Raw genomic sequence first — 20,800 nt, 5'->3', positions numbered from 1 at the left:
AAGAAAACTTTGTGTCTTGGTGTCTCTGTGGTTTAATTAAGTCTGTGGTAATCTGTTCCAATTTGTGTAATCTGTGTGAAAATAAATCTTAAACTTAAATATAGGCTGATCCAATGTCAAAGAACCTGGTAGTTGTGGAATCTCCGGCCAAGGCCAAGACCATCAAAAAATACCTGGGCAAGGATTTTGAGGTCCTGTCGTCCATGGGCCATGTGATAGACCTGCCGGCCAGCAAGCTGGGGGTGGACATCAAGGACGACTTCAAGCCCCAGTATGTGACCATCAAGGGCAAGACCAAGACCCTGTCACAGATCAAGAAAAGCGCCAACGCCGCCGAAAAGGTCTACCTGGCCTGCGACCCCGATCGCGAGGGGGAGGCCATCGCCTGGCACATCTCCGGGCAGGTCAAGGACGCCAAGAAAAAGGTCCACCGGGTGATGTTCTACGAGATCACCAAGGACAGCATCACCAAGGGCATTTCCCATCCCGGCAAGATCGACATGAACCGGGTGGAGGCCCAGCAGGCCCGGCGTATCCTGGACCGGCTGGTGGGCTACCAGGTCAGCCCGTTTTTGTGGACCACCGTGCGGCGCGGACTTTCGGCCGGCCGGGTGCAGACCGTGGCTTTGCGCCTGATCTGCGAGCGCGAGGATGAGATCAACGCTTTCAAACCCCAGGAATACTGGTCGCTGGCCGCCCGGCTGGAGGGAAAATCAAAATCGCCCTTCGAAGCTTCGCTTTTAAAGATAGACGGCAAGAAGGCGGCCATCAAGGACGGGAAGACCTCCCAGGCCATTGTCAAAGAGCTGAATAAATCCCAGTTCTCCATCACCAGCATCGACGAGAAGGACCGCAAGCGTTCCACCTATCCGCCGTTCATCACCAGCACCCTGCAGCAGGCCGCCGCCCGGGCCTACGGCTACAGCGCCAAGAAGACCATGATGCTGGCCCAGCAACTTTACGAGGGTGTCGAGATCGGGGAGGAAGGCGCGGTGGGTCTGATCACCTACATGCGCACCGATGCCGTCCGCCTGGCGCCGGAGGCCGTAAGCGCGGCCCGGGAATTCATTGCCCGGAAATACGGGGCCGAATACCTGCCGGCCGAGGCCAACCATTACAAATCGCGCAAAGGGGCCCAGGAGGGCCACGAGGCCATCCGTCCCACCATGGCCGGAAGGACCCCGGAGGCGGTCAAGAATTTTCTGAGCCTGGACCAGTTCAAATTATACGGCCTGATCTGGAGCCGCTTCATCGCCTGCCAGATGACCCCGGCGGTCTATTCCACCAAGGCGGTGGACATCACCGCCGGCAAATATCTTTTCCGGGCCACCGGGTCCACCTTGAAATTCCCGGGATTCCTGGCTGCTTACGGGGTGCAGGAGGACGACTCCGGAGAATACGCCGACTCCAAGATGCTGCCGGAGCTGACCGCGGGAGAGGCTTTAAATTTGCTGGAATTATTGCCCAAACAGCATTTCACCGAGCCCCCGGCCCGCTACAACGAGGCCAGCCTGATCAAGACCCTGGAGGCCCAGGGCATCGGGCGGCCCTCCACCTATGCCTCCATCATCAGCACCCTGCTGGACCGCAAATACGTGGACCGGGAGCAGAAACAGCTCAAGCCCACCGAGCTGGGGCAGGTGGTCAGCAAGATCCTGGTGGAGAAATTCCCCCACATCTTCCAGGTGCAGTTCACCGCCGACATGGAGAACGAGCTGGACAAGATCGAGCAGGGCAAGCTGGACCGCATCCAGGTGCTGAAGGATTTTTACGAACCGTTCTCCCGCGACCTGACCTCGGCCGAATCCTCCAAGGAGGCCATCAAACAATCGCTGGTGGAACAGACCGACATCAAATGCCCCAACTGCCAGAGCCCGATGGTCATCAAATGGGGACGTTTCGGGCGGTTCTACGCCTGTTCCAACTATCCGGAATGCAAGACCACCAAGCCCTTGGAGGAGGAGGAGGAACAGCAGAAGGCGGCGGAAGGCGTGTTATGCGACAAATGCGGCGGGCCGATGGTGCTCAAGCGGGGGCGCTTCGGGAAGTTCCTGGCCTGCTCCAACTATCCCCAGTGCAAGTCCATCAAGCCCATCTCCACCGGGGTGCCGTGCCCCGAGCCGGGCTGCGACGGCCAGCTGACCGAGCGCAAGACCAAACGGGGGAAGGCCTTCTTCTCCTGCAGCAAGTACCCCGACTGCAAGTATGCGGTGTGGAACAAGCCCCTGCCGCAGAAGTGCGAGAACTGCGGGTTCGGGCATCTGGTGGAGAAATACACCAAGCAGCGGGGGGCCTTCCCGGCCTGCCCCAAGTGCAAGTGGGAGCCGGAGGTCAAGGCGGAGAAAAAATAATTTAACCACAAAGCGCACAAAGGACACAAAGGTTTTTCAAAAGGGCTAGTCATTGCGAGGAGTCATTGCTAACTGGCAAACGAAGCAATCTATGGTGTCATTCCCGTGAAGACAGGAATCCAGGGCTTAACGGGACGCTGATTAACGCGGATTTAACTGATTTGGTTAACCGTTTCCGATCTAACCGCTACCCCTTCCCAATGTGGGAAGGGGTTTTTCTTGCCTGCCCAACCCGCATCTCCCCTAATAAGGGGAGGATAGGAGGGGTGTCCCGGTTTTGACCCAACACCTCCCCACATTGGGAAGGGCAGGGAGAGGTCAAGAAGGCGGCTTAACAGCCGCCTTTCTTATTTTATCCTTGACATATATCGGGTAAGAGGGTGTATAATGATTTATATTTGCTAGTATTTAGCAAGTAATGTCGTAGCAGTTAAATAACAGTAACAGCGTTAAGAAGGGAATAAAATGCGATTAGTCGAGTTTTATATTGGCAACTATCGCTCTTTATCAAAGCAAACGCTACAATGTAATAACATAAGTGCTTTAGTTGGTCCTAATAATGCTGGAAAAACAAATATTCTAAGTGCGGTAAAATTATTTTTTAATACGAAAACACAAACAGATTTAAATGATGCACATGCAAAAATTCAATCCAATACTATTCTTTTACGTGCCATAATACAAATTTCTGGCAAATTGGATAAAAGAGATATATCAAAATATAATTTATTGTTTCTCGTGAATAATGATCTAATGACTATCGAACGCAAGCATAAAACTAACGAAGCAGCAAAGTATTACTACATACGGGGAAAGAACCGTACATTATTGAAACAAAACCAATTGTATTATTTGCAAGGTTTGTTTAGAAAGCATTTTATATTTATTGATTTAGCAAATGATGAACATATTGATTATAATAATTTAGAAAGTATAGTCGGATATGTGATAAAAAATAAATTTAGCGATTATCAAGAAAAACAAATAAATGATAAAACAGAAGCAGCCTTAAAAAATCTTAATGCAAAAATAGACGGTCTTTACGGCCCTATAAAACAGCGTTTTCTTGATAATTTTTCGTTATCAAAGAAAGATATTAGTTTTAAGCTAGATATTGATGCGAAAAAACTAATGTCATTTGTAAAGTTATATATAAACCAAGGGGATCCCGTACACCATTTACAATCAAAAGGTCATGGTATAAAAAATATTGCTGCATATATATTTTTGGGATTATTTAAATATCACTCACCTAGCATCATCGTGATTGAAGAACCTGAATCTCATTTACATCCTTCATACTTAAGACCATTTATTCAGTCTTTATTGTCTCTTTCAACGCAGAAACAAATTATATTAACAACCCACAGCTGTAATGTTGTTGACGTTATAGAACCGATGAATATTTATCGCGTATTTCAGAAAAACGGCTATACTAAAATATCTAAACCAAAAATCACGAAGAAGGATGTTTATGATTTTTATAAATATATTTATAATAAAAATGCTGAGTGCCTTTTTGCAAAACGTGTTATAATCGTTGAAGGTATCAGCGATTCTCGTATATTATCCAATTTATCTAACAAAATAATTTCCAAAGTTAATAAGAATAAAATCACGTTATCCTTTGATCAGAATGACATTCAAGTTATTGAGGTTACTGGTGGTAATTTCCACGGTCCAATATCTTTATTAGATGCATTTAATATTGATTGGATGATTGTTGGTGACGATGACAAATGGCCAAAAGATTTTATGAGAACCATAGATGCATTAAAATTAAATAAAAAACATCCGATAAAATATAAATATTTAACAAAGATGCAACTGGCTAGTATTCCCATGAATAATGACATACGGAAAGTACTTTATGAACACTTTAAGATAATAAGTGTCCCAACGGATATCGAAAAAATTATTTTAAATAAAGCGAATGCGCCTATAATCAAATCTATATTTAAAAAATACCTGCCTGATCGTTATAAAGAAAAGAAAAAAGGGAGTGGGGGTAATAATGATTTGAAACTATGTTATGAGATAATGAAAAAACATAAACCTGAGTGGTCTATCATATTAAGCAAAGAGTTGCCAAACAGTAGCATATCGCAAGGTATTATTGAATTAATAAAATTAATTGTATTAAAACCGGCACATGGTTATATTGATCAGAAATTAACTGAGGAATAATACAGGAAATAGTTAATCTTCGAGTTTGAACGACAAGGATGCTATTTGGGTTGCTAAACAAAGCCCATTACTAAATTAGAACAACATTTAGTCTCCTGTGATAAGTCAAGCTATGAAACAAAGTAATAAAATTAGATATTATTTATAAAACCATTATGAAAAAATCATTCCTTTTTCTCTTAATCCACCTTCTCAATTTGCACCAGGCCTTTTGTCAGCAGACCTACCAAAAACCGCCCCAGGCGGTGCTGGACGTTCTCAACGCGCCGCTCTCGCCGACCGTGTTCATAGACCCCACGGCCCAGATGATGCTGCTGGCCCGGCCGTCGCTTTATCCTTCCATCTCCGACCTGGCCGAACCGATGCTTCCCCTGGCCGGGGTCCGGGTGAACCCCCGCACCAACATGGAGCGGAGTTATATTTTTTATTGGGTGAGTCTGACCCTAAAGGATATTGCTACCGGGAAAGAGACACCCGTAATTCTGCCGCCTGAGGTCAAGCGGATAGACGGCATCAAATGGAATGCCACAGGCAACCTGGTTTCTTTTATCAACGAAAGCGACAGCGGGGTGGAGCTGTGGATGCTGGATGCCGTCGCTGGAAAAGCACGAAAAATCGAAGGTATTAAAATAAATCCATTGCTGGATAATTACTTCAAATGGATGCCGGACCAGCAGAGCCTGTTGGTCAAGACCATTCCGGCGAACAGAGGCTTGCCGCCTAAGACTGAGGCAGTGCCTCCGGGCCCCAGGATCTTGGAAAGTTCCGGTTCGGCAACAGCCAGCAGCACCTACGAAGCCAGGGACGTGCTGAAAACTCCGGGAGACGCCGATCTTTTCGATCATTACGCCACCTCGCAATTGGTCCTGGTCCGACTGCCTTCGGGCAAGGTTGAATTTATCGGCAGACCGGCGATCTATGATCAGGTTGAACCGTCGCCGGACGGTCGTTACCTGTTGGTGAATTGGATCCACCGGCCGTATTCCTACCAGCGTTCCTACGAACGCTTTCCCCGCGAGGTGGAGGTGTGGTCAGCCGAGGGGAAAATGATAGAACACCTGGCCAGCCAGCCGCTGGCCGAGCAGGTGCCCATCGACGGAGAGATCACCGGACCCCGCGAGCATGCCTGGCGGCCCACCGCCGACGCCACGGTGATCTGGGCCGAGGCCTTGGACGGGGGTGATCCCGATAAAAAGGTGCCCCATCGCGACCGCCTGATGCAAAAAACCATCGGCCGGCCTCCCGAGGAATTATGCCGAACAGAAAATCGCTATTACAAGATGCGCTGGATACAGCAAAGCGGGAAAGTATTGGTCTGGGGATACGACCGGGACCGCAAATGGGTCAAGGTGTATCTGCATGATGCCGATGATGCCGCCCAGGCCCCGCTTCTGGTGTGGAACATGAGCATCCATGAAAGATATCAAAAACCCGGCGATCCGGTGATGAAGATAATGCCCAACGGCGTCAATGTCATCAGGCGGCAGGGGAATCGGATATACCTGAACGGACCGGGTAGCTCTCCCGAGGGAGACCGGCCGTTCCTGGACCGGATGGATCTGAATACCCTTGAAACGGAAAGGCTTTTTCGGTCCGACCAGGACTGCTACGAGACCTATTACGCCTGGATCGATCCCGAAAAAGGAACCTTCATCACCCGGCGGGAGTCCCCCACCGACCCGCCCAATTATTTTAAGCGAAGACTGGATAAAAAGCCCCTGGGTAAATATACCCCGGGCGAAGCTTCCTGGATATCTTCTTCAAAACCCATAACAAAATTTCCCGACCCGGCCCCGGTATTGCGCAAAATAAAGAAGCAGATCGTCACCTATCAGCGGGATGACGGACTGCAACTGTCATTCACCCTGTACCTGCCGCCGGGGTATAAAAAGGGGATCCGCCTGCCCACCCTGTTGTGGGCCTATCCCAGCGACCTGGCCCAAAAAGAGGTGGCCGGGCAGCTGGAGGGAAGCTCCCAAAGGTACACCACCATCCGGGGGACCTCGGAGCTGTTCTTCCTGCTTAACGGCTATGCCGTGCTGGATGACGCCTCGATGCCGGTGGTCGGCCCGCCCGGCACCGCCTATGATGGTTTTGTCGAACAGATAGCGGCCAATGCCAAAGCGGCGGTGGACAAGGCCGTGGAGATGGGCGTGACAGATCCAAACAGAGTGGGGGTGGCCGGGCACAGCCACGGCGCCCTGATGACCGCAGATCTGCTGGCCTATACCGACATCTTTCGGGCCGGCATCGCCCGCAGCGGGGCCTATAACCACACCCTGCGGCCCTTCGGCTATCAGAACGAAAAGAGGACGCTGTGGCAGGCCAGGGATACCTACATCAAGAATTCCCCGGTGCTCCAGGCCGACAAGATCAACGAGCCGCTGCTGATCATCCACGGAGAAATGGACGCCAACCCCGGAACGGTGCCCCTGCAGTCGGAAAAGCTTTATGACGCCGTCCGGGGGGCGGGCGGCACCGCCCGGCTGGTGATGCTGCCCTATGAGAACCACGGTTACATCGCCCGGGAATCGGTGGAGCATGTGCTGTATGAAATGCTGGACTGGTTCGACCGTTATGTCAAGAATGCCCCGGCCAGATAGAAAAGATAGGGTTTATCGCCCAAGAGATATTTAAACCAAGATATATCAACAAAAAAGGAGCAGGTCCATGTCTAAACAGCACTTGTTCAGCCAGATATACGGATATACCGTATGTCTTATAGCTCTCATTTTCTCGATCGTCTCCATTCCGGCATTTGTGGTATCGGTAATGGATCAAAGTGATTCGGCAATCTCTTCAAGGCTATCCCTCAAATACACATCATTTGAAAGTTTTAAATATAAACAGCTTGCCAGCCAGAAGAAAGCCGAGGCAGTAGAGAAAGAAATTATCGAGAAGGTTCAAACGCCCGATGATCAAGCGCTAAGGATAATGTACGACAGCGAGAAAACCTCGGAGATGGATAGACTGACATATCAGGCGAAGCGATATTTTATCAAAAGGCTCCTAATGATGATAATATCACTGCTGGTATTCATCATGCATTGGATATGGGTGCGCAATATAACTGAAACCAAATCAGAGAAGGAGACACAATCTCATTGCCTAACCTGAAAAACAAAGCCCCGGTGAAATTCTCGGGCATGAGCGAGATCCGGATGGGCTCGCCCTACAACGTGGGCAAGGTCCGGGTGGAAGGTTTCGATCATCCCTACCTGAATCAGGGGGATTTTCAGGACCGCTGCGCCTACGACCCCGCAAAACAGCGGCTGATCCTGGTGCGCTGGGATCCGGGGTACAACATTCCCGGGTTCTACCTTCTGATGCTGGACCTCAAAAAACAGAGGATCTTCCGGTCGCCCACCATCTTCGGCTGCTGCCAGACCATGACCCTGGAAGAGGGCGGAGTGATGCTGGAGATATTCGACCGGGGGAAGATCATCGACCGAAACTTCAAATTGGCGATGATCAATCAGCATCTCACCCATGATCCCTGCTGAAAAGGAAATATCCGGACGATGAGACAGAAACTGGATCAGAGATTGCGCTGTCCGGACTGCCGGATGCACCTTGAGTTGTGCGTCTGCCACCTTTCCCCCCGGCTGGACCTGAAAACCAGGGTGGAGGTGGTGATCCATTATGCCGATATCCGCAAGATGAGCAACAGCGGAAGGCTGGTCAAGCTGGCCCTCCAAAACAGCGCAGTGCATGTCCGGGGTTTAAAGGACAAGCCGGTGGAAGCCGCCCCCGACAAAAAATATGAGACCGACCTGGTGCTTTTCCCCGGCCATGGCTCGATGGAGCTGAATGAGAAGTTCCTGTCCCCAGCAGCGCATCCCCTTCGCCTGCTGATCCCGGACGGCAGCTGGAACCAGGCCTCCAGCATGGTCAAGCGCGAACCGCTGATGCAAACGGCCGTCAAGGTGCATCTCCCGGCCGGCATCCGGGCCAGATACCGGATCCGCGCCCAAGAGGATCCCTTTAAGTTATGCACTTTCGAGGCCATCATCCGGGCCCTGGGGGTGATAGAGGGGAGCCGGGCCGAGGAGCAGCTGGACGCTTTCTTCCGGGTATGGATCTACCGCAGTTTGTATATCAAGGGGCGGATCGCCAAGGCCGACATGCCGGAGGGAATACTGATGGCATAAAGAGGTTTACTTGCCCGCGAAATACACGAAAATACCGAAAGGGTTTTTTACCGCAGAGACGCAGAGAACGAATTACTTGTCATATCCTGAGTTGTGGGATGACAAAGGGTCCCCGTTCGGCTTGCCGGATGGTTGCCGAACTCAGGGTGACGGAATTACTTCCCCGGCCTGATCCGCCGGGTTTTGTTTTGTCTTGATTTTTAAGGGCCATTTGGTGTATCCTTAAAATCTATGCAGATTCAAACAGGCAGGATCACCATCATCGGCGGCGGGCTGGCCGGCTGCGAGGCGGCCTATCAGGCCGCCAAAAGGGACTTGAAGGTCAACCTCTATGAAATGCGCTATAGCGGGAATGAATGGCCTTCCGGATCGCATACTCCGGCCCATGAGACCGGCCTGCTGGCGGAGCTGGTCTGCAGCAACTCCCTGAAATCGGTGGAGAAGACCAACGCCCACGGACTCTTGAAGGCCGAACTGGAGGTGATGGATTCCCTGATCCTGCAATGCGCCAAAGAGACCGCCGTTCCGGCCGGCAAGGCCCTGGCGGTGGACCGGATGGAATTTGCCGGGCTGGTCACGGCCAGGATCGCTTCGGATAAAAATATAAAAGTCATCGGCCGGGAGCTGACCGAGCTGCCGGAGGGCCCGCTGATCGTGGCCTCCGGGCCGCTGACCTCGGAAAGTCTAGCCCGATCCCTGGCGCAGTTCGCCGGGGCGGACAATCTTTTCTTTTACGATGCCATCGCCCCGGTGGTGTCGGCCGAATCGCTGGATGAAAAAAAGATGTTCCGGGCCAGCCGCTATTCCGACCAGCCCGGGCAATACTGGAACTGTCCTTTAAGCAAAACACAATATCTTGAATTCGTGGAGCAACTGGTTAAGGCCGAAAGGCACCTGCCGCACGATTTCGAAAAGGGGCATTTTTACGAGGGATGCCTGCCGGTGGAGGTGATGGCCGAGCGGAACGCCAATTCCCTCCGGTTCGGCATGATGAAGCCGGTGGGGCTGATCGATCCGGCCGAGAGCCGCCGGCCCTATGCCGTTCTCCAGCTGCGCCAGGAGAACAAAGAGGGCACCATGTTGAATCTGGTGGGCTTCCAGACCCAGCTGACCCAGCCCGAACAGCGGCGGATCTTCCGGATGATACCCGCCCTGGAGCGGGCCGAATTCTACCGCTACGGCAGCATCCATCGCAACACTTATCTGCGAAGCCCGGGTTTGATCCAATCGACCATGCAGTCAAGATCAAACGACAGGATATTCTTTGCCGGGCAGGTCACCGGGGTGGAGGGATACATGGAATCGGCGGCCATGGGATTGCTGGCCGGGATCAATGCTGGCCGGTATTCCGCCGGAAAAGAATTGGTGTCCGCCCCGGAACAGACCGTGACCGGCTCGCTGGCCCGCTACGTTTCCGATGAGGAGAAGGGAAAGAATTTCCAGCCCATGAATGCCAACTTCGGGCTGCTGCCGCCGCTGGATGATCCGCCCCGGTCAAAGAAAGAACGATACGTCGCCTATGCCGAACGTTCGTTAAAGGCCATGGAAGAGTTCATCGGCATTGTAAACCGTTGATCTAGGAGGATGGCATGGAGTACGGAAAGATCATCAAACAGTCCCTGGAGATCGCCTGGCGCAAAAAATACCTGTGGGTGTTCGGCTTCTTTGCCTCGATGGGCGGGGGGGGCGGGGGAAATTACAATAATTTCATCGACCAGGACGATGCCTCCGGGGCGGCCTCCGGCCTTTGGGACTGGATAACGTCCCATCCCGGCTTGGTGGCCGTGCTGATCCTGGCGGGCATCGGACTGTTCGTCATTCTGATGGTCCTGTATCTGGTCTCCAAGGGCGGGTTGATAGGTTCCGTCAGCCGGATATCAAAAGGCCAGCCCGATAATTTCGAAAAGACATTGGGCTGCGGATTGCACTTCTTCTGGCGGATGCTGGGGATCGACATCCTGTTCGGACTGTCCTATATCCTGCTGCTGGGCCTGATCATTCTCCCGCCGGTGATGATGATCATCATGGGAGGGAGCGCGGCCAAGATCTTTGGAGTGCTGCTGATCATATTGTTGATCCTGCCGGTGATCGCTTTGATGTACGGCCTCGCCATCATCGGCAGCTTCAGCTGCCAGATAGCCGTCATCGAGGATAAGAAGGTCTTCGATTCCATCCCGGCCGGCTATGCCTTGTTCAAGGGCAACCTGGGCCGATCTGTCCTGCTGGGGCTGATAATATTCGGCCTGGCCCTGCTGTATGTCATTGCTTTTATCATAGCCCTGATGATCCTGGCCATACCGTTCATCCTTCTGGGGGTGGTCAACCTCTGGGCCGGACTGATCCCCGGGATACTGATCGGGCTTCCCCTGATCCTGGTCATCAGTGGAATATACGGCACTTTCACCAGCGGGTACTGGACCCTGGCCTACTTGGAACTATCGGCTCCCCAAAGCACTGAGTCTAAAACCGAACCGGCAATAATCCCCGATGTCTGACAAGCCGGTTAAAATATTGGTGGTCCGGCAGGACCGGCTGGGCGACGCCATCAATGCCGTACCGGTCCTTAAAGCCATCCGGAAAGCCAAACCGGAGGCGTTCATCTCTTTCATGACGGCCCAGCCGCTGGTTGAATTGTTTGCCGGACAGCCCTATCTGGACCAAGTGGTGTCCTGGGGAAGGAACTTTTTCTGTCTGGTCCATTCCCTGCGGCAGGGAAGATATGAGGCCCTGCTGATGCTGCATCCGTCAAAGATCTTGGCCTGGGCGGCATTCTTCGCCGGGATCAAACAGAAGGCCGGGCTGGGATTCAGGCCCTATTATGTTTTGACCGGATTCAAACCGGCTCATATTCCTCAAAACGATAGGGATGTTCACGAAACGGAGTATAACCTCTCGGTGGCCAGGCAGCTTTGGGATTTGCCGGAACAGATCGAGCCGCCCAGGATATTCTTGAGCGAACAGGAAATGTCCGAGGCCCGTAATATCCTGATGTCAATGGGGGTCCAAACGCCCATCGCCATTCTTCCCGCCAACCGGGGCTCCTCAGCCAACTGGCCGCCGGAGAAATGGGGCGAGCTGGTCCGGAAATTGGTGGAAGCCAAGCAGGAAGTGCTGATACTGGGCGGGCCGGGGGAGGAGGATATCCTGAAAAAAGTAAAAGGTGATGCCAATGTGCCCATTGCCGGGCCGGAGCTGACATTGCGGCGGCTGGCTGCAATTTTGGCAAATTGCCGGCAGGTGGCGGGCAGCAGCACCGGCACTCTGCACCTGGCCGCGGCGGCGGGGGCCAAGACGGTGGGGCTGTTTTGCCCGGCGCCGGCCAGCCGCCCGGAACGCTGGAGGCCGCTGGGGGAGGGGCATGTTCAGTTGGTGCCGGAGGAAGAATATTGCCGGAAATGCCAGCCACATGCCAAATGTGATCTGAAGGGTATAGCAATGGAAGAAATCTTGCAAAATATAACAAAATGAACAAATACCTTCTCATCCGCCTGGGCGCCATCGGCGACATTGTGTTGGCCACCGCCGCCATAGAGGCCATCTCCCAAGCCGAGCCCGGCTCGCAGATAGACCTCGTCTGCAAGGCCAGGTTCGCCGGGCTTTTAAAGGGCCACCCCAAACTGGCCAACGTTCACGGCTTTGACGAAACCGACCGGCACCAGGGCCTGCGGGGGCTGATAATGTTCATTCACGAACTCAGCGCCAACAATTATAACTTCATCATAGACCTGCAGAACAACCCGCGCAGCCGGATGATAGCCCTTTGCCTAAACGTCGGGAAAAAGATCCATTGGCCCAAGGACACCTGGCGCCGCCGGATGCTGGTCTGGGGACGGGGCAGGGGCAAAACTTATAAGACAGTGATCCAGCGCTACCTAGCGGCGGTGGAGAAGGCCGGAGTCAAACAACCCGAGGCCAAGCCCAAACTGTATCCGGTGGTTGATGACACCATAAAATTGCCGCAGGGGGAGTTCATAGCCATTGCTCCGGGCGCGCACTGGCCGACCAAGAGATGGACGGGATACTCGGAACTCATTACTAAAATAGGAAATGGGAAATGGGAAATAGTCGTGGTTAGTGATAAGAGCGATAGACTAGCCGTCGAGGAGATAATAAATAAGTCAAAAACATCGGTCACTAATTTATGCGGGCAGTTGGACCTGGCACAATTGACCTATGTACTTTCCAAAGCAAAACTGCTGGTCACCAATGACACCGGGGCCATGCACATCGCCGAGGCGGCGGGAACTCCGGTGGTGGCCATATTCGGACCGACGGTCAGGCAGTTCGGTTTTGCGCCCTGGCGGGCCGAAAGCAGGGTCATCGAAACTGAACTGGACTGCCGGCCCTGCGCCCTGCACGGTTCCAGGCAATGCCCCCAGGGCCACTTCAACTGCATGAAACTTATCACTGCCGATCAGGTACTCGCAGAAATGAAAGGATTGGTTTGAACCGCTAAGACGCCAAGGTCGCTAAGAAAAATAAAATATTGGTCCACTTTGCGCTCTTCGCGTCTTTGCGGTAAAGAGAAATGAGCAAGCTAAACGCTAAAATACTTATCCGGGTGCCGAACTGGATAGGCGATGCGGTGATCTCCACCGGTTTCATCGAGGCCTGCAAACAGAAGCATCCCGAAGCCTCGGTCACCATCCTGGCCCACCAGCGGGTGGCCGAACTGTTCGAGGCCAATCCCCATGTCAGCGATATCATCGCCTTCAATCGGGAAGAGGGATTGCGGCGTATCGTCCGCAGCATCAAAAGCAGGGGATTCGACCGGGCCTACATCCTGCCCTTGTCATTCTCCTCGGCTCTGATGTTCCGCCTAGCGGGGATAAAACAAAGGATCGGCTATGGCTCGGAACTCCGGGGATGGCTGTTGACCGAGAGCCTTAAATATTCGCAAAATGATTTCCGCTCCCGTCATATCCTGCAGGGGTATGCAGCCCTTCTGGGGCGTGATGCAGCGCCTGAGGCTCCGAAGATATATCTGACCGATGACGAAAAAGGAAAGGCCGAGAAGAGGATCTTTGCCCTCAAGGCCGGGCCGGAGGACCTGGTGGGCTTCGGGCCGGGCGCCGCCTACGGCCCGGCCAAGATGTGGCCGGCGGAGAACTGGATCCGGCTGGGGCGGAAATTATCGGAAGGCGGAAAGAGGGTGATGATCTTCGGCTCCGCTGCAGAGAGTGATCTCTGCCGGGATATCGCGGTGGGGATAGGGCGGGGGACGGTCAACCTGGCCGGAGAACTTAGCCTGCGGGAAAGCGCGGCCCTGCTGAGCCTGATCCCGTCCTTTGTCACCAACGACACCGGGGTGATGCACCTGGCGGCGGCCTGCGGGGCCAGAGTGACGGCCATCTTCGGCTCCACCAGCCCGGTCTGGACCGGCCCCTGGGGAGAGGGGCACCGAATAATATACAATCAGGAGCCCTGCAGTCCCTGTTACAAAAGGATCTGCCGGTACGGACATTATAACTGTCTGAAGAAGATCGATCCCGATGATGTTTTCGCCGGATGGTCCAATGGCTTGACAAAACCGGATAAATTAAGTAAAATATCCCATCACCAGCGGGTGTAGTTCAGTGGTAGAACGTCAGCTTCCCAAGCTGAATATTGTGGGTTCGATTCCCATCACCCGCTCCATTATTTTGGGAATACAAAAAAAGCGAGGCCGACGGCCTCGCTTTTTTATCCGGGCAGGTCCGAGTTTATTTCTTGTCGCCGTTCTTCTCATCACCTATCTTGAACCCGATGCCCCGGTTCTCCGAACCGAAGGTCTTGATGGCCCCGAACTGGGCCTCGAATTTCTTGATATTGTCCTCCAAGGCGTTCAGCAGCATCTTGGCATGCTGGGGGGTGGTGACGATCCGGGAATAGATCTTGGCCTTGGGGATGCCGGGCAGCACCCGGGCAAAGTCTATGATGAACTCCGAGGGGGAGTGGGCGATCAATGCCAGGTTGGAGTAGACGCCTTCGGCCTCTTTTTCGCCCAGTTCGATATTGAGCTGGTTCTGCGGGTTCTGTTCCATTTTATCTGCCTTTTATAGAATTATTTGGATAACAAAATCATTCTATCAGACAGGGACGACCGGTGTCAAGTTTAATGTTGACTTTGGGGGTTTTCCTGATATAATCATTTCAACAAATTAAGGAATACTATGAAAAAGATCGCACTTTTTTTATTGATCCTGCCGGCGGTTTGCTGCTCGGTCATCAAAGCCGACGAACTGCACCGCCTGGGCCTGATTTGGAAGGATCCCCGGGTGACGGCTCCGGGGCACGAAATAAAGGTCGCAGGGTCGAAAGGGACCTTGCCTTCTTCGGTGGACCACTCGGCCGATATGCCGCCGGTGGGCAACCAGGGCGGGCAGGGGTCCTGCACCGCCTGGGCCACGGCCTATTATCACAAGGGTTACCAGGAGTGGGTTGAGCACAACTGGTCGATGGCCGATTCCAACCACTTATTCAGCCCTTCATTCGTGTACAATCAGATCAACGGCGGGGCGGATAACGGCTCCTGGTTCGGCGATGCTTTTCAGGTATTGTGCGACATGGGAAGTTCGTCGATCTTGCTGAAGCCCTATAACGACGGGGAGTGCATCAGCTGGCCCAGCGAAGCGGCCTATGATTCGGCCATACCGTACCGCTGTGAAGATTGGTTCTGGTTCGACCTGTCCGACGATCTGGGGATAGAGGGGGTCAAGCAGTGTCTGGCTGACGGCAACAACGTGGTGATCGGACTGCTGGTCTACGCCAATTATGACAACATCTCCACCTACGACAACACTTTCTGCGTGGCCGATCTTTCCGGAGACATCCGGGGAGGGCATGCCAACTGCATCGTTGGATATGATGATTCCCTGGTGACCCATGACGGCCTGGGAGCCTTCCGGGTGGTCAATTCCTGGGGACCCTCCTGGGGAGACGGCGGATACTACTGGATGTCTTATCAGGCTGCCACCGATTACCGCACGTCATACCAGGCGGCTTTTCATTCATCGGACAGGATAGGATACCAGCCCCGACTGAAGATGCGGGCCAGGATAAACCATGAAAATCGCGGCAGCGTCCAGATCCGTGTGGGGGTTGGCCCATCACTATCACCTGATTGGTCTAGGCAATATTTTATCAATTCCCTGGATGGTTATTCTTACGGCGGCGGCCCCAATCCGTTTCCCGGGAATAATATTGTTTTGGACCTGACCGAGGGAGTTTCGTACCTGGACAGCACCGATGGGAATAATATCTATCTTCAGTGCCGGGATGTCGAAACCGACGGCATCTCCGGAACGGTCGAATATCTGGGGGCGGAGAACATGGAATGGGGAGTAGGGAACACCTCATTGGAAACGCCCTCTTCCATTGCCGACGATTATGATTACCATTATACCAACGTCTCCCTGCATTACAAAGATTTCACCATTGCCACCCTGCCCACCGAATCGGTCATTGATCAAGGCGACACCATCTATTACAAGGTAACCCTGAATTCCCACAACGGATATTCCAATCAGGTCAAATTGGTTTCGCAGATCTCCCCGCTGCCAAGTTCGGGGGGTATCGAGATCGTTTTCGATCAACCCAGCCTGTATCCCACCGATTCATGCAGCGTGCGTTTGATCGCCTCGCCGGAGGTAAACCCGGGGAAATACTCCATCGCCTTTACCGGGATCGACAGCATCGACACCTTGATACACAGTTCGGAGATGACCCTTTGGATACTGGGCTCCGGTGACGCGCTGTGCATAGGCTCGTCGTCCGGAATGTTGAATCTGGTAAGATCCCGCTGGGGCAAGGTCGACAGCCTGACCCTGATGCCACCGGTCATCGGCGGCAATTATAAGGCGTTGATACTGGAAAACGGTCTGACCATGGCCGATTCTTCAAAAGTGAGCAGTTTTATCGGATCAGGAGGATCGGCCTTGGCGGTGGGGAAATCGGTCTATAATTTAAGCGGCGGGAGCAATCTGCTGCCGGTCAGCCAATGGCTGGGGGCCACCGGTTATGCCTTTTATACCGGCACCGGGATCAACGTGATATCCGATTACCAAAATCCTTTCGGGGTAAGCTCGATCGCCTACGGGGATAACCTGGGAGTGCTTACGGCCATCAACGGCCGGCTGAGCAGCCTGCTGCCGGGGGCGGTCCCATTGGCCCATCTGGGAACCGTCACTTCGGCCATAGCGGCGGTTTATAACACCTATGGTTCGGGACAGAGTCTGTGGATCACCGCCGGGGCCGGGTTCAGCCAGCCGGTGGACTCCCTGATAACGGGATTTTTCCGGAATCCGGCGCTGGGCGTCAATTACGATGAAGAGCACAATCCTGCCGCTGCCGGATTGACGCCCGGACTTTCGGCCTATCCCAGCCCCTTCCGGCAAAAAAGCACCTTCAGCCTGAGCCTTCCCGGCAAATCACCGGTGAACCTCAGAATATACGACATCTGCGGCCGGATGATAAAAACGGTGTTCGAGGGGGAGAAACCCGGGGGACGGCACAATTTTGTTTGGGACGGCCGGGATCAAGCCGGCAAACGGGCGGCCGCCGGGGTGTACTTCATAAAGGCCGAGACCGGTTACGGGAAGATGCTGGAAAAGATCATCTCCATCCGATAAGCATCACTTCCATCCGGGGCGTCTTATTTTAAATTAAGACGCCCTTTTAGTTTTCCCTTGAAATATTCGTAAGTTAATGATATATTTATGCTTTAAAGGGGAAACCTGAAAAGTTGTCTCAACTTAAATATTGGGAGAATGCCGTATGGCTGGGCAGGAATACGAAAAGAATTTTAAGCCGGGCGAGGTCATATTCAAGCAGGGCGACGACGGCAACGAAATGTATCTGATCCGGGCCGGCAAGGTCAAGATCAGCCGCAGCGCCGGCAATATCGAGAAGGTGCTGGCCATCATCAAGGAGGGCGATTTCTTCGGGGAGATGGCGGTCATCGACGGCAGCCCCCGGTCGGCCGCCGCCACCGCGGTGGACGATGTCAACCTGCTGATAGTGGACCGGGACGCCTTCAAGTCCCAGCTCAAGGACAATCCCATGATCGAGTATGTCCTGGAGACCATGACCCGCCGCCTGAGGGACACCAACCGCCAGGTGGAGTTCCTGCTGATCCGGGACGAGATGCGCCGGGTGGTGGCCCTGCTGGTGTCCATGGCCAAGGAGCGGGGGGCCCAGACGGCCGAGGGGATCGTGGTGGACTTCCCCTATGATTACACCGCCCTGGGCGGAATAATCGGCATCGACGCCTCCAAGACCGAGGAGATAGTCAAAAAACTTCTGACCCTCAAACTGATCCGCATCGAGGACAAGAAGCTCATCATCACCAGCCTGGTGGAGATCGACGATTATTTAAGATTCATCACCCTCAAGGAAAAATTCTCATCCTAACTGCCCGATCAACCCTCTCCGCATCGGGGAGGGAAGGGAGGGGTCTGTAAATTTATGCGCGAATATCTGGACCTGGTAAAATACGTACTGGACAACGGGACGGTGCAGAAGAACCGCACCGGTGTTTCCACTTACAGCTGTTTCGGCGTTTTTTACAAGATCGACCTGCAGCAGGGCTATCCCCTGCTGACCACCAAGCAGATGTATTTCAACTCCATGCTGCACGAACTGCTTTGGTACCTGAGCGGCCAGGCCCACATCCGCGACCTCCGGCAGAAGACCAAGATCTGGAACGCCTGGGCCGACGCCGACGGCAGGCTGGAGACGGCCTATGGCAGATTCTGGCGGCGGTATCCCGTGCCCGACAGCGGGGTGGAGGGCGAGAAATGGGGCCATCGGTGGACCAGCCTGGATCCCGAAAGCGGGGGAAAGGTTTTCGACCAGATCCGGTATGTTATCGACATCCTGCGGGAGATAAAAGAAAACCCCGCCACCCCCAACCTGCGGCGGATGGTGGTGACGGCCTGGCACCCCGGCAATGCCGCCCAGAGCAAGCTGCCGCCCTGCCACTACACCTTCTGTTTCAGCGTTTCCGGGGACCAGCTCAACTGCCACCTGACCCAGCGTTCCGGCGACATCGCCCTGGGGATCCCCTTCAACCTGGCCTGTTATTCCCTGCTGACCATGATGCTGGCCCGGGAGACCGGCTACCGGCCGGGGGAATTCGCCCACACCATCATCGACGCCCATATCTATGAGAATCACCTGCCGGGGCTGAAGCTGCAGCTGGATAGGGAACCCCGGCCGCTTCCCAGGGTCAGGATCGCCGACAAGCCCCTGTTCGACCTGAAATACGAAGATGTGACCCTGGAGGATTACCAGCCTCACCCGGGAATAAAGTTCGAGGTGGCGGTTTGAGGAATGCCGAGAAATGCATCATCGTGGCCATGACCCGGGACCGGGTCATCGGGAAGGACAACCAGATGCCCTGGCACCTGCCGGAGGACCTGAAACTGTTCAAAAAAATGACCTCCGGGAATACCGTGATAATGGGGCGGAGGACCTACCAGTCCATCGGGAAGCCGCTGCCCAACCGCAACAATATCGTGGTCTCCCGGTCCCCAATGGACATCCCGGGGGGGACGGCCTGCCAAAGCATGGATCAGGCCCTGGCCCAAGCGGAGGAATACGGCAGAAAGATATTCTTCATCGGAGGGGCGGAAATTTACCGGCAGGCATTGCCCCTGGCCGATTTCCTTTGTGTATCCTGGCTCAAACAGGAATGCGCCGGGGACACAAAATTCCCGGAGTTCGATGAAACAGAATGGGAGAGGCTTTCGGAGACCGATTACCCGGAATTTACCAATATTCTTTATAAAAAGATAAGATAAGATTTCAAGATGATCGAACGCTATACCCTGCCCCAGATGAAGGCCGTCTGGAGCGAACAGAACAAGTTCCAGAAATGGCTGGACATAGAGATTCTGGCCTGCGAGGCCCAGGCCCGGCTGGGGCGCATCCCCCAAAAAGACCTGGAGAACATCAAGGCCAGGGCCGGCTTCGACATCGCCCGGATAGAGCAGATCGAGGCCGAGGTCCAGCACGACGTCATCGCCTTTCTGACCAGCGTCAACCAGCAGGTGGGCGAATCGGGCCGCTTCATCCATATGGGCCTGACCTCGTCCGACGTGCTGGACACCGCCTGGGCGGTGCTGATGAAGCAGGCCGGCCGGCTGCTGCTGGACGATCTGAATAAGCTTTCGGCGGTCCTGAAACAAAGGGCCTGGGAGCACAGGGACACCCTGATGATGGGGCGCAGCCATGGCATCCATGCCGAGCCCACCACCTTCGGGCTGAAGCTGGCCATGTGGTGGCAGGAGATACAGCGCGACATTCTCCGGATGGAGCGGGCCATCGAAACCATCTCCTGCGGAAAGATCTCCGGTGCGGTGGGCACCTTCGCCCATATCGACCCCTCGGTGGAGGAATACGTCTGCCAAAAGCTGGGATTGAAGCCGGAGCCGGTGTCCACCCAGATCGTCCAGCGGGACCGTCATGCCGAATATCTCTGCACCCTGGGCATCATCGCCTCCACCCTGGACAAGATCGCCCTGGAGATCCGCCACCTGCAGAGGACCGAGGTCCGGGAGGCGGAGGAGCCGTTCTCGGAAAAGCAGAAGGGTTCCTCGGCCATGCCCCATAAAAGGAACCCCATAATATCCGAGCGGATCTGCGGGTTGGCCCGGGTGATCCGGGCCAACGCCCTGGTGGGGATGGAGAACGTGGCCCTGTGGCATGAACGGGACATCTCCCATTCCTCGGCCGAGAGGATAGTGATCCCCGACAGCACCATCGCCCTGGATTACATTTTAAACAAGACCATCTGGCTGATCGAGGGCCTGAGGGTCTATCCGGAGAGGATGGCACGGAACATCGAGTCATCCGGGGGGCTGATCTTTTCCCAGAAACTGCTGCTGGCCTTGGTGGAGAAGGGCATCTCCCGGGAGGATGCCTACCGCATCATCCAGCGCAATGCCATGAAGGTATGGGAGGGGGGCGGAAACCTCAAGCAACTGGTCATGGCCGATTCCGAAGTTATGAAAATATTGGATGCCAAGACCATGGCCGAGGTATTCGATCCCGAAAGTTTTATCCGGAATACCGGGCATATTTATAAGCGCATCGGACTGAACGGCTCCAAATGAAAAGATAGGGGGATGA

General features: G+C 54.0%; 17 protein-coding genes and 1 tRNA gene. 17 read left to right on the top strand and 1 reads right to left on the bottom strand.

Annotated elements, in window-relative coordinates; all coding sequences use genetic code 11:
- The first annotated feature begins 113 nt into the window (after nt 1–113).
- The 12 genes from topA to RDU76_06430 all read left to right on the top strand — a co-directional run bounded on the left by topA (nt 114) and on the right by RDU76_06430 (nt 14,326).
- Nucleotides 114–2,351: a type I DNA topoisomerase gene (gene topA / locus RDU76_06485; GenBank protein ID MDQ7798573.1), complete on the top strand. Its 2,238-nt coding sequence runs from the start codon at nt 114–116 to the stop codon at nt 2,349–2,351.
- A 465-nt stretch (nt 2,352–2,816) separates the two neighbouring features.
- Nucleotides 2,817–4,538 carry an AAA family ATPase gene (locus RDU76_06480; GenBank protein MDQ7798572.1) on the top strand — a complete coding sequence of 574 codons (1,722 nt, stop codon included), beginning with the start codon at nt 2,817–2,819 and terminating at the stop codon, nt 4,536–4,538.
- Between the two features lie 155 nt (nt 4,539–4,693).
- Nucleotides 4,694–7,141 carry a prolyl oligopeptidase family serine peptidase gene (locus RDU76_06475; protein ID MDQ7798571.1) on the top strand — a complete coding sequence of 816 codons (2,448 nt, stop codon included), beginning with the start codon at nt 4,694–4,696 and terminating at the stop codon, nt 7,139–7,141.
- A gap of 67 nt (nt 7,142–7,208) precedes the next feature.
- Nucleotides 7,209–7,655: a hypothetical protein gene (locus tag RDU76_06470; GenBank protein ID MDQ7798570.1), complete on the top strand. Its 447-nt coding sequence runs from the start codon at nt 7,209–7,211 to the stop codon at nt 7,653–7,655.
- Nucleotides 7,643–8,041 (top strand): hypothetical protein, encoded by a 399-nt coding sequence (locus RDU76_06465; protein ID MDQ7798569.1) that lies wholly within the window; start codon nt 7,643–7,645, stop codon nt 8,039–8,041. The genes RDU76_06470 and RDU76_06465 overlap by 13 nt, the downstream gene beginning before the upstream one ends.
- Before the next feature lie 18 nt (nt 8,042–8,059).
- The gene (locus RDU76_06460; GenBank protein MDQ7798568.1) at nt 8,060–8,689 is read left to right on the top strand and encodes a tRNA-uridine aminocarboxypropyltransferase; all 630 of its coding nucleotides are present in this window, start codon (nt 8,060–8,062) and stop codon (nt 8,687–8,689) included.
- A 231-nt stretch (nt 8,690–8,920) separates the two neighbouring features.
- Nucleotides 8,921–10,264 carry a methylenetetrahydrofolate--tRNA-(uracil(54)-C(5))-methyltransferase (FADH(2)-oxidizing) TrmFO gene (gene trmFO / locus RDU76_06455; GenBank protein ID MDQ7798567.1) on the top strand — a complete coding sequence of 448 codons (1,344 nt, stop codon included), beginning with the start codon at nt 8,921–8,923 and terminating at the stop codon, nt 10,262–10,264.
- Nucleotides 10,265–10,278: 14 nt separating this feature from the next.
- The gene (locus RDU76_06450; GenBank protein ID MDQ7798566.1) at nt 10,279–11,184 is read left to right on the top strand and encodes a hypothetical protein; all 906 of its coding nucleotides are present in this window, start codon (nt 10,279–10,281) and stop codon (nt 11,182–11,184) included.
- On the top strand, nt 11,177–12,157 hold the full coding sequence (locus tag RDU76_06445) for a glycosyltransferase family 9 protein (GenBank protein ID MDQ7798565.1): 981 nt from the start codon (nt 11,177–11,179) through the stop codon (nt 12,155–12,157). Before RDU76_06450 ends, RDU76_06445 begins: the two co-directional genes overlap by 8 nt.
- Complete coding sequence (locus RDU76_06440; protein MDQ7798564.1) at nt 12,154–13,137, top strand: glycosyltransferase family 9 protein; 984 nt, start codon at nt 12,154–12,156, stop codon at nt 13,135–13,137. Before RDU76_06445 ends, RDU76_06440 begins: the two co-directional genes overlap by 4 nt.
- Before the next feature lie 80 nt (nt 13,138–13,217).
- A complete protein-coding gene (gene waaF, locus RDU76_06435; GenBank protein MDQ7798563.1) occupies nt 13,218–14,261 on the top strand; it encodes a lipopolysaccharide heptosyltransferase II in 1,044 nt (347 codons plus the stop codon).
- A tRNA-Gly gene (locus RDU76_06430) sits at nt 14,252–14,326 on the top strand. Before waaF ends, RDU76_06430 begins: the two co-directional genes overlap by 10 nt.
- Nucleotides 14,327–14,391: 65 nt before the next feature.
- Here RDU76_06430 and RDU76_06425 read toward each other — a convergent pair.
- A complete protein-coding gene (locus RDU76_06425) occupies nt 14,392–14,712 on the bottom strand; it encodes a DUF3467 domain-containing protein (protein ID MDQ7798562.1) in 321 nt (106 codons plus the stop codon).
- A gap of 129 nt (nt 14,713–14,841) precedes the next feature.
- Here RDU76_06425 and RDU76_06420 point away from each other — a divergent pair, with 129 nt between their 5' ends.
- From RDU76_06420 to purB, 5 genes are all read left to right on the top strand, one after another.
- Nucleotides 14,842–17,298, top strand: coding sequence for a FlgD immunoglobulin-like domain containing protein (locus tag RDU76_06420; protein MDQ7798561.1), 2,457 nt, complete (start codon nt 14,842–14,844; stop codon nt 17,296–17,298).
- A 145-nt stretch (nt 17,299–17,443) separates the two neighbouring features.
- Nucleotides 17,444–18,079: a Crp/Fnr family transcriptional regulator gene (locus RDU76_06415; GenBank protein ID MDQ7798560.1), complete on the top strand. Its 636-nt coding sequence runs from the start codon at nt 17,444–17,446 to the stop codon at nt 18,077–18,079.
- 54 nt (nt 18,080–18,133) lie between these two features.
- Nucleotides 18,134–18,997 carry a thymidylate synthase gene (gene thyA / locus RDU76_06410; protein ID MDQ7798559.1) on the top strand — a complete coding sequence of 288 codons (864 nt, stop codon included), beginning with the start codon at nt 18,134–18,136 and terminating at the stop codon, nt 18,995–18,997.
- Nucleotides 18,994–19,470: a dihydrofolate reductase gene (locus RDU76_06405; GenBank protein ID MDQ7798558.1), complete on the top strand. Its 477-nt coding sequence runs from the start codon at nt 18,994–18,996 to the stop codon at nt 19,468–19,470. Before thyA ends, RDU76_06405 begins: the two co-directional genes overlap by 4 nt.
- Nucleotides 19,471–19,479: 9 nt before the next feature.
- Nucleotides 19,480–20,784, top strand: coding sequence for an adenylosuccinate lyase (gene purB, locus RDU76_06400; GenBank protein ID MDQ7798557.1), 1,305 nt, complete (start codon nt 19,480–19,482; stop codon nt 20,782–20,784).
- Nucleotides 20,785–20,800 lie beyond the last annotated feature (16 nt).

Source organism: Candidatus Edwardsbacteria bacterium (assembly GCA_031082425.1).
Classification (GTDB): domain Bacteria; phylum Edwardsbacteria; class AC1; order AC1; family EtOH8; genus UBA2226.
The sequence above is the reverse complement of the archived record's forward strand: the minus strand, read 5'-3'. Positions and strand labels throughout refer to the sequence as shown.

Bases quoted from the DNA above. Each gene is read 5' to 3' on its own strand.
- topA (MDQ7798573.1), top strand. From the start codon at position 114: ATGTCAAAGAACCTGGTAGTTGTGGAATCTCCGGCCAAGGCCAAGACC.
- RDU76_06480 (MDQ7798572.1), top strand. From the start codon at position 2,817: ATGCGATTAGTCGAGTTTTATATTGGCAACTATCGCTCTTTATCAAAG.
- RDU76_06475 (MDQ7798571.1), top strand. From the start codon at position 4,694: ATGAAAAAATCATTCCTTTTTCTCTTAATCCACCTTCTCAATTTGCAC.
- RDU76_06470 (MDQ7798570.1), top strand. From the start codon at position 7,209: ATGTCTAAACAGCACTTGTTCAGCCAGATATACGGATATACCGTATGT.
- RDU76_06460 (MDQ7798568.1), top strand. From the start codon at position 8,060: ATGAGACAGAAACTGGATCAGAGATTGCGCTGTCCGGACTGCCGGATG.
- trmFO (MDQ7798567.1), top strand. From the start codon at position 8,921: ATGCAGATTCAAACAGGCAGGATCACCATCATCGGCGGCGGGCTGGCC.
- RDU76_06450 (MDQ7798566.1), top strand. From the start codon at position 10,279: ATGGAGTACGGAAAGATCATCAAACAGTCCCTGGAGATCGCCTGGCGC.
- RDU76_06445 (MDQ7798565.1), top strand. From the start codon at position 11,177: ATGTCTGACAAGCCGGTTAAAATATTGGTGGTCCGGCAGGACCGGCTG.
- RDU76_06440 (MDQ7798564.1), top strand. From the start codon at position 12,154: ATGAACAAATACCTTCTCATCCGCCTGGGCGCCATCGGCGACATTGTG.
- waaF (MDQ7798563.1), top strand. From the start codon at position 13,218: ATGAGCAAGCTAAACGCTAAAATACTTATCCGGGTGCCGAACTGGATA.
- RDU76_06425 (MDQ7798562.1), bottom strand. From the start codon at position 14,712: ATGGAACAGAACCCGCAGAACCAGCTCAATATCGAACTGGGCGAAAAA.
- RDU76_06420 (MDQ7798561.1), top strand. From the start codon at position 14,842: ATGAAAAAGATCGCACTTTTTTTATTGATCCTGCCGGCGGTTTGCTGC.
- RDU76_06415 (MDQ7798560.1), top strand. From the start codon at position 17,444: ATGGCTGGGCAGGAATACGAAAAGAATTTTAAGCCGGGCGAGGTCATA.
- thyA (MDQ7798559.1), top strand. From the start codon at position 18,134: ATGCGCGAATATCTGGACCTGGTAAAATACGTACTGGACAACGGGACG.
- purB (MDQ7798557.1), top strand. From the start codon at position 19,480: ATGATCGAACGCTATACCCTGCCCCAGATGAAGGCCGTCTGGAGCGAA.